The sequence below is a fragment of the Kitasatospora sp. NRRL B-11411 genome, assembly GCF_000721345.1.
Lineage (GTDB): Bacteria > Actinomycetota > Actinomycetes > Streptomycetales > Streptomycetaceae > Kitasatospora > Kitasatospora cineracea.
Genome location: NZ_JOGH01000030.1, coordinates 60,014 through 67,319, shown reverse-complemented (window position 1 = coordinate 67,319; position 7,306 = coordinate 60,014). Strand labels below are relative to the sequence as shown.

At 74.7% G+C, this 7,306-nt stretch carries 8 protein-coding genes; 7 read left to right on the top strand and 1 reads right to left on the bottom strand.

What is annotated here, in order from left to right:
• Positions 1 to 104: 104 nt before the first annotated feature.
• Positions 105 to 710 carry a helix-turn-helix domain-containing protein gene (locus IH44_RS0116550; RefSeq protein ID WP_030460334.1) on the top strand — a complete coding sequence of 202 codons (606 nt, stop codon included), beginning with the start codon at positions 105 to 107 and terminating at the stop codon, positions 708 to 710.
• A gap of 41 nt (positions 711 to 751) precedes the next feature.
• Entirely contained in the window at positions 752 to 943 is a 192-nt protein-coding gene (locus IH44_RS48080) for a DUF6126 family protein (RefSeq protein ID WP_030460333.1), read from the top strand.
• Here the strand turns inward: IH44_RS48080 and IH44_RS0116540 are convergent.
• Positions 931 to 2,361, bottom strand: a complete 1,431-nt coding sequence (locus tag IH44_RS0116540; RefSeq protein ID WP_030460332.1) for a PLP-dependent aminotransferase family protein — start codon at positions 2,359 to 2,361, stop codon at positions 931 to 933. The genes IH44_RS48080 and IH44_RS0116540 overlap by 13 nt on opposite strands.
• Positions 2,362 to 2,410: 49 nt before the next feature.
• Between IH44_RS0116540 and IH44_RS0116535 the strand changes: the two genes are divergently transcribed.
• From IH44_RS0116535 to IH44_RS0116515, 5 genes are all read left to right on the top strand, one after another.
• On the top strand, positions 2,411 to 2,878 hold the full coding sequence (locus IH44_RS0116535) for a carboxymuconolactone decarboxylase family protein (RefSeq protein WP_051816972.1): 468 nt from the start codon (positions 2,411 to 2,413) through the stop codon (positions 2,876 to 2,878).
• Between the two features lie 49 nt (positions 2,879 to 2,927).
• Positions 2,928 to 3,545 carry an SDR family oxidoreductase gene (locus tag IH44_RS0116530; protein ID WP_030460330.1) on the top strand — a complete coding sequence of 206 codons (618 nt, stop codon included), beginning with the start codon at positions 2,928 to 2,930 and terminating at the stop codon, positions 3,543 to 3,545.
• Positions 3,546 to 3,600: 55 nt separating this feature from the next.
• Positions 3,601 to 4,068, top strand: a complete 468-nt coding sequence (locus tag IH44_RS0116525; protein ID WP_051816971.1) for a hypothetical protein — start codon at positions 3,601 to 3,603, stop codon at positions 4,066 to 4,068.
• A 76-nt stretch (positions 4,069 to 4,144) separates the two neighbouring features.
• Positions 4,145 to 4,891 carry an HAD family phosphatase gene (locus IH44_RS0116520; protein ID WP_030460328.1) on the top strand — a complete coding sequence of 249 codons (747 nt, stop codon included), beginning with the start codon at positions 4,145 to 4,147 and terminating at the stop codon, positions 4,889 to 4,891.
• Complete coding sequence (locus tag IH44_RS0116515) at positions 4,888 to 7,290, top strand: glycoside hydrolase family 65 protein (protein WP_030460327.1); 2,403 nt, start codon at positions 4,888 to 4,890, stop codon at positions 7,288 to 7,290. Before IH44_RS0116520 ends, IH44_RS0116515 begins: the two co-directional genes overlap by 4 nt.
• The last annotated feature ends 16 nt before the right edge of the window (positions 7,291 to 7,306 follow it).

Genomic DNA, 7,306 nt, shown 5'->3' with positions numbered 1-7,306 from the left:
GGTGGGGGTGGGGGGTGGGGCGGGAGGATGGGGGTGCGGGAGAGGGGGTTTGCCTGTGGGGCAAGTTTGTTGCCTCTGGGGCAGGGAGGGTGTGGACTTGCCCCATGACGGACAGCCCTCTCGGTGAGGACCAGGAAGTCGCGGGCCTCGGTGCGCGGCTGCGGGAGCAGCGGGTCTCCAGTCGGTTGACGCTGGAGGTCGCGGCGTCCCGGGTCGGACTCTCGCCAGCTTACTTGTCGCGGTTGGAGACCGGGCGGCGGCAGCCTTCGCTGCCGGTGCTGCTGGGTCTGGCCCGGGCGTACGGGACGAGCGTGGCCGAGCTGCTCGGGGAGCAGCCGGGCGAGCCGGACCCGGTGATCCGGGGCGGGCGGGTCGAGCCGGGGCGGGCCGGCGGCTGGGGGTACCGGCGGGCCGGTGCGCAGGGCCGGGCGATGCAGGCGCTGCGGGTGCACGTGCCGCCGGACACGCAGGACGCGGTGGTGCGGGTGCACCCGGGCGAGGAGTGGCTGTACGTCACCGGGGGCCGGATGCGGCTGACCCTGGGCGACCGGGTCCACCTGCTGGACGAGGGCGACTCGGCGCACTTCGACTCGATGACCCCGCACGTGATCGCCGCGGACTCGGCGGCCGGTCTCGACCTGGTCTTCGTCCACACGCTGCTGCAGAGCCCCGGCGGCGACCTGTGCCTGGGCGACGCCCCGCGCATCTAGACCGTCACACCCCCGTCCGCCACCACCGTCAGGAGACCGCCATGGCCGACACCCCGAAGCCCGCCGCCCACGCTCCCGCCCACGCCCCCGTCCCGAAGTACGCCGAGACCATCGACGCGGGCTACCGGGCCTCGAACCGGGTGTGGATCCGGGTGTGGATCTACATCGTGTCGGGCCACGTCTTCGTGGCCTTCCTGTTCCTGCTGTTCTACGTGGGCAGTCACAAGGGCTGACCGAGCAGGGTGCACAGCGCGTCGAGGGCGGCCTCGAAGGCGTGCTCGGGCGGGGTGCCGTAGCCGATCACCAGCCCGGGGGGCCGGCCGGGCGCGGGGTCCGCGCCGGGGGCGAGGCTCCAGCCCAGGGTGTTCAGGGCGAGGCCGGACTGCCGTGCGCGGTGCAGGAGTTCGTCCTCGCCGGGGCCGTCGGCGGGGAGTTCCAGGACGGCGTGCAGGCCGGCGTTCAGGCCGGTGACCCGGACGTCCGGGGCGCGGGCGGCGAGCACCTCGACCAGCCGGTCGCGGCGGCGGCGCAGCAGGTGCCGGCTGCGCCGGACGTGCCGGTCGTAGCCGCCGGAGTCGATCAGTTCGGCCAGGGTGAGCTGTTCCAGGGCGCCGCTCTGGCCGTCGGCGAGGCGCTTGTGCCGGGTGACCGGTTCGACCAGGGCGGCGGGCAGTGCCAGCCAGGCCAGCCGCAGGCCGGGGGCGAGCGACTTGGCGGCGGTGCCCGCGTACACCACCCGTTCGGGGTCGAGGGCCTGCATCGCGCCGATCGCGTGCCGGTCGTAGCGGAACTCGCCGTCGTAGTCGTCCTCCAGCAGGTAGCCGCCGGTCTGCCGGGCCCAGTCGACGGCGGCGGCCCGCCGGGAGGCCCGCAGCGGGACGCCGGTGGGGAACTGGTGGGCGGGGGTGAGCACCGCCAACCCGGCTTCGGTGCGGTCGAGTTCGGCGGTGCGGGCGCCGCCCTCGTCCAGCGGGAGCGGGCGCAGGGCCAGGCCGCGGGCGGCGATCGCGGCGTGCTGCGGGGGCAGTCCGTACTCCTCCACGGCGACCTCGGTCAGGCCGTGTTCGCGCAGCGCGGCGCAGAGCAGGCCGAGGCCCTGGAGGTAGCCGGTGCAGACCAGCAGCCGTTCCGGGTCGGTGCGCACGCCGCGGGCCCGGGCCAGGTAGCCGGCCAGGGCGCGGCGCAGTTCGATCCGGCCGCGCGGGTCGCCGTAGCCGAACGCCTCGTGCGGGGCGGCGGCCAGGGCGCGGCGGGCGGCGGAGAGCCAGGCGGTGCGCGGGAAGCGGCTGAGGTCGGGCGAGCCGGGGCGCAGGTTGTGCACGGGCGCGGGGCGGGCGTGCAGGCCGGGCGGCGGCGCGGCGGGGGACGGCTGTGGGCCGCGTTCGGCGACCACGGTGCCGGAGCCCTGACGGGAGGCCAGCCAGCCCTCGGCGGCGAGTTGGGTGTACGCCTCGGCGACGGTGTTGCGGGCGATGCCGAGGTCGGCGGCGAGCGCCCGGGAGGACGGCAGCCGGGTGCCGGCAGTGAGCCGGCCGTCGCGGACGGCGGTGCGCAGCGCGTCCTCCAGGGCGGCGCGCAGGCCGAGGCCGCGGGTGCGTCCGGCGTCCAGGTCGAGGTGCAGGTCGCCGCCGAAAGTGGCCCAGGAATCCATCCCTCAAATGAACCACGCCGCCGGTCCACCGCGCGCCTACGGTGGCGGTATGACCGACGAATCCACCGTTCCCGCCCCTGCTCCGCGCATCCTGCTGCACCGCAGCGCCCCCGAGTTCCACCGCGCCCTGCTGGAGGCCTCCCGGGCCGCCACGGCCGGCCTGGCGGACCCGGTGGTCACCGAACTGGTCAACCTGCGCGCCTCGCAGATCAACGGCTGCGCGTTCTGCCTGGACCGGCACGCGGCCGACGCCCGGGCGAACGGCGAGCGCGAGCACCGCCTCGACACCCTGGCCGCGTGGCGGGAGACCCCGTACTTCACCGCCCGCGAGCGGGCCGCGCTGGCCCTCACCGAGTCGGTCACCCTGCTCGCCGACACGCACGTCCCGGACGAGGTGTTCGACGAGGCCGCCGAGCACTTCGCGGAGGCCGAACTGGCCCACCTGATCGGCCTGATCAGCGCGATCAACGCGCTCAACCGGGTCGGCGTGACCAGTCGGCTCACGCCGCGCCGGTAGCGCGCCCTGCGCGTGCCCGGGCCCGCGGGCCCGGGTAGCGTCGCGTTCCATGGACGTGGTGATCGCAGGTGGACACGGCAAGATCGCGCTGCGGCTCTCGAAGCTGCTCTCCGAACGGGGGGACGCGGTGGCCGGGTTGATCCGGAACCCGGCCCAGGCCGGGGACCTCGCCGAGGCGGGGGCCCGGGCGGTGGTGTGCGACCTGGAGCGGGTCTCGGCGGAGGAGCTGGCCGGGCACCTGGCCGGGGCGGACGCGGTGGTGTTCGCGGCCGGGGCCGGGCCGGGCAGCGGGGCGGCCCGGAAGGAGACCGTGGACCGGGACGGGGCGGTGCTGCTCGCGGAAGCGGCCCGGCGGGCCGGGGTGCGGCGGTACCTGCTGGTGTCCTCGATGGGGCTGGACCGGATCGGCGACCCGGAGGTCACCCCGGAGTTCGACGCCTACCTGCGGGCGAAGCAGGCCGCCGAGGAGGCGGTGAAGGAGCGCCCGCTGGACTGGACGGTGCTGCGCCCGGGCGGCCTGACCGACACCCCCACCGAGCGGCACGCGCACCTCGCGCCGCCGCCGAACCGGTTCGGGCAGGTCTCCCGGGACGAGGTCGCGCACACCCTGGTGCGGCTGCTGGACGACCCGTCGACCGTCCACCAGACGCTCGAACTGACGACCTGAGCCGCGGTTGCCCGGCGCCGGGCCGGGCGGGATCGTGGGGGTTGAGGTGAGTGCGATGGCCGAGATCGCCCTGCAGGTCGACGTCGCGGCCTCCCGGGAGCGCCTGCTGGCGGCGCTGGACACCCGGGAGGGGCTGGCGTCCTGGTGGACCACCGAGGTGGACCGGGACGGCGAGGACCTGCTGTTCACGGTGCCGGACACCCCGCAGCCGTTCCGGCTGCGCCGGGAGCGGGCCGATCTGGAACGGGTGGCCTGGCGCAGCGTCGGGGTGTTCCCGCCGGCCTGGCAGGGCACCACGGTGACCTGGGACTTCTTCGACCACCCGGACGGTCCGCGGCAGTCGATGCTGCTGCTGCGCCACCTCGGCTGGGCGCCGGACACCGGCCCGGCGGTGCCGGTGGCGGCCGGCCGCTGGGCGGAGCTGGTGGTGCGGTTGAAGGACTACGCGCAGAGCGGCCGCCCGCAGCCGCTGTTCGTGCCGTCCGGCCACCCGCACCCGGGGGTGCACGCGCAGTCGGAGTGAGGGCGGGCCCCGGGTGCGACGCGCCGGTCCGGAGGATGACCGGCATGGAGCGGCGCGGACGGGTGAGACTGGCTGCATGTTGGGACTTCCGGACCGCATCAAGGCCTTCCTGTTCGACCTGGACGGGGTGTTGACCCAGACCGCGAAGGTGCACGCCGCAGCGTGGAAGGACATGTTCGACGACTTCCTGCGCGCCGAGGCGGTGCGCACCGGCGGGCCGTTCGTGCCGTTCGACCCGGTCGGCGAGTACGACCGGTACGTGGACGGGCGGCCCCGCCTGGACGGCACCCGGTCGTTCCTGGCCTCGCGCGGCATCGAGCTGCCGGAGGGGGCGCCGGACGACCCGCCGGGCACCCGGACGGTCAACGGCCTGTCGAGCGCGAAGAACGCGACGGTGCTGCGGATGATCCACGAGCAGGGCGTGCAGCCGTACCCCGGGTCGGTGGCGTACCTGCACCGGCTGCGCGAACTGGGGCTGCCGCGCGCGGTGGTGTCCTCCAGCGCGAACTGCCGGGACGTGCTGCGGGCCGCCGGGATCGACGACCTGTTCGAGGTGGTGGTGGACGGGATCACCGCGGCCCGCGACCACCTGGCGGGCAAGCCCGCGCCGGACACCTTCCTGGCGGCGGCGGCGCAGCTGGGGGTGGCCCCGGAGCACGCGGTGGTGTTCGAGGACGCGCTGGCGGGCGTCGCGGCCGGACGGGCCGGCGGGTTCGGCGCGGTGGTCGGCGTGAACCGCACCGGCCAGGCCGACGCGCTGCGCGAGCACGGCGCGTCCGTCGTGGTGGACGACCTGTCGGAGTTGGTCGGGGAGCAGCGATGAGCCCGTCCGAGGCGTTCACCGTCGACCCGTGGGGCATCACCGAGCACGGCCTGGACCTGCCCGGGCAGGCCCGCGCGGAGTCGGTGTTCGCGCTGTCCAACGGCCACATCGGGCTGCGCGGCAACCTGGACGAGGGCGAGCCGCACGGGCTGCCCGGCACCTACCTGAACGGCGTGTTCGAGCTGCGGCCGCTGCCGTACGCGGAGAGCGGCTACGGGTTCCCGGAGTCCGGGCAGAGCGTCATCAACATCACCAACGGCAAGCTGATCCGGCTGCTGGTCGACGACGAGCCGTTCGACCTGCGCTACGGCGAACTGCGCAGCCACCGGCGGACGTTGGACTTCCGGGACGGCATCCTGCGCCGGGAGGCCGAGTGGACCTCGCCGGCCGGGCGGACGGTGCGGGTCACCTCCGCGCGGATGGTGTCGCTGACCCAGCGGGCGGTGTGCGCCGTCGACTACACGGTGGAGGCCGTGGACGGGCCGGTACGGATCGTGCTGCAGTCCGAGCTGGTCGCCAACGAGCAGCTGCCGGGCGGCGCGGGCGACGGCGACCCGCGGGCGGCGGCGGTGCTGGAGGCGCCGCTGGCCACCGAGTTGCAGCACGCCGACGGCACCAAGGGCGTGCTGGTCCACCGCACCCGGTTCTCCGGGCTGCGGGTGGCCGCCGCGATGGACCACGTGATCGACGGGCCGGAGCGGATCGACACCACCGCCGAGTGCTCCGAGGACCAGGCCCGGATCACCGCCACCACGGTGCTGAACGCCGGGCAGAAGCTGCGGCTGGTCAAGTACCTGGCGTACGGCTGGTCGGCGACCCGCTCGCTGCCCGCCGTCCGGGACCAGGTGGAGGCCGCGCTGACCGCCGCCCGGTACACCGGCTGGGACGGGCTGGTGGCCGAGCAGAAGGAGTTCCTGGGCCGGTTCTGGAGCGACAACGACATCGAGCTGGAGGGCGACGTCGAACTCCAGCAGGCCGTCCGGTTCGCGCTGTTCCACGTGCTGCAGGCGGGTGCCCGCAGCGAGGAGCGGGCCATCCCCGCCAAGGGCCTGACCGGGCCCGGCTACGACGGGCACTCGTTCTGGGACACCGAGACCTTCGTGCTGCCGGTGCTCACCTACTGCCTGCCGGACGCGGTCAAGCAGGCGCTGCGCTGGCGGCACACCACGCTGCCGATGGCCCGCGAGCGGGCGGCCCAACTCGGCCTGGCCGGCGCGGTGTTCCCGTGGCGGACGATCCGCGGCGAGGAGTGCTCCGGGTACTGGCCGGCCGGCACCGCCGCGTTCCACATCGGCGCGGACATCGCGGCCGCCGCGGCGCGCTACGTCCGGGCCACCGGGGACACCGAGTTCGAGCGCACCCACGGCTTGGAGCTGCTGGTGGAGACCGCCCGGATGTGGCGCTCGCTCGGCCACCACGACGCCAAGGGCAACTTCCGGATCGAGGGCGTCACCGGCCCCGACGAGTACTCGGCGGTCGCCGACAACAACGTGTTCACCAACGTGATGGCGCAGGCCAACCTGTGGAACGCGGCGGACACCGCGCTGAAGTACCGGCACGAGTCCGGGCTGCTCGGGGTGGACACCGAGGAGGCCGCGGCCTGGCGCGACGCCGCCGACAAGATGTTCATCCCGTACGACGAGCAGATCGGCGTGCACCCGCAGGCCGACGGCTTCACCGACCACCAGATGTGGGACTTCGACACCACCCCTCCGGAGAAGTACCCGCTGCTGCTGCACTACCCGTACTTCGACCTGTACCGCAAGCAGGTCGTCAAGCAGGCCGACCTGGTGCTCGCCATGCAGGTCCGCGGCGACGTGTTCACCCCCGAGCAGAAGGCCCGCAACTTCGCCTACTACGAGCGCCTCACCGTCCGCGACTCCTCGCTCTCCGCCTGCACCCAGGCCGTCATCGCCGCCGAGGTCGGACAGCTCGACCTCGCCTACGACTACACCGCCGAAGCCGCCCTGATGGACCTGCACGACCTCGGCGGCAACACCCGCGACGGCCTGCACATGGCCTCGCTGGCCGGCGCCTGCATCGCCCTGGTGGCCGGGTTCGGCGGGCTGCGCGACCACACCGAGCAGCTCTCCTTCCGGCCCCGGCTGCCCGCCGGGCTCCAGCGGCTGTGCTTCTCGATGAGCGTGCGCGAACACCTGCTGCGGGTCGACATCACCCACGCCACCACCACGTACACGCTGCGGCGCGGCAGCGTGCTGCCGGTCCTGCACGACGACGAACCGCTGCGGGTCGAGGCCGGGAAGAGCGTCAGCCGCCCCACCGCGAAGCTCGGCGACCCCGGCGAACGCCCCACCCAGCCGCCCGGCCGGGCCCCCGCCCGGCGGCACGGCCAGGCCGGCATCAAGGTCGGGTCGGTCGACCACCTGGCCGCCGAATAGTCGCTGCGCTCGGCGT

Excerpts from the sequence above, each read along its gene's own strand:
- IH44_RS0116550 (WP_030460334.1), top strand. The coding sequence starts at position 105 with ATGACGGACAGCCCTCTCGGTGAGGACCAGGAAGTCGCGGGCCTCGGT.
- IH44_RS48080 (WP_030460333.1), top strand. The coding sequence starts at position 752 with ATGGCCGACACCCCGAAGCCCGCCGCCCACGCTCCCGCCCACGCCCCC.
- IH44_RS0116540 (WP_030460332.1), bottom strand. The coding sequence starts at position 2,361 with ATGGATTCCTGGGCCACTTTCGGCGGCGACCTGCACCTCGACCTGGAC.
- IH44_RS0116535 (WP_051816972.1), top strand. The coding sequence starts at position 2,411 with ATGACCGACGAATCCACCGTTCCCGCCCCTGCTCCGCGCATCCTGCTG.
- IH44_RS0116530 (WP_030460330.1), top strand. The coding sequence starts at position 2,928 with ATGGACGTGGTGATCGCAGGTGGACACGGCAAGATCGCGCTGCGGCTC.
- IH44_RS0116525 (WP_051816971.1), top strand. The coding sequence starts at position 3,601 with ATGGCCGAGATCGCCCTGCAGGTCGACGTCGCGGCCTCCCGGGAGCGC.
- IH44_RS0116520 (WP_030460328.1), top strand. The coding sequence starts at position 4,145 with ATGTTGGGACTTCCGGACCGCATCAAGGCCTTCCTGTTCGACCTGGAC.
- IH44_RS0116515 (WP_030460327.1), top strand. The coding sequence starts at position 4,888 with ATGAGCCCGTCCGAGGCGTTCACCGTCGACCCGTGGGGCATCACCGAG.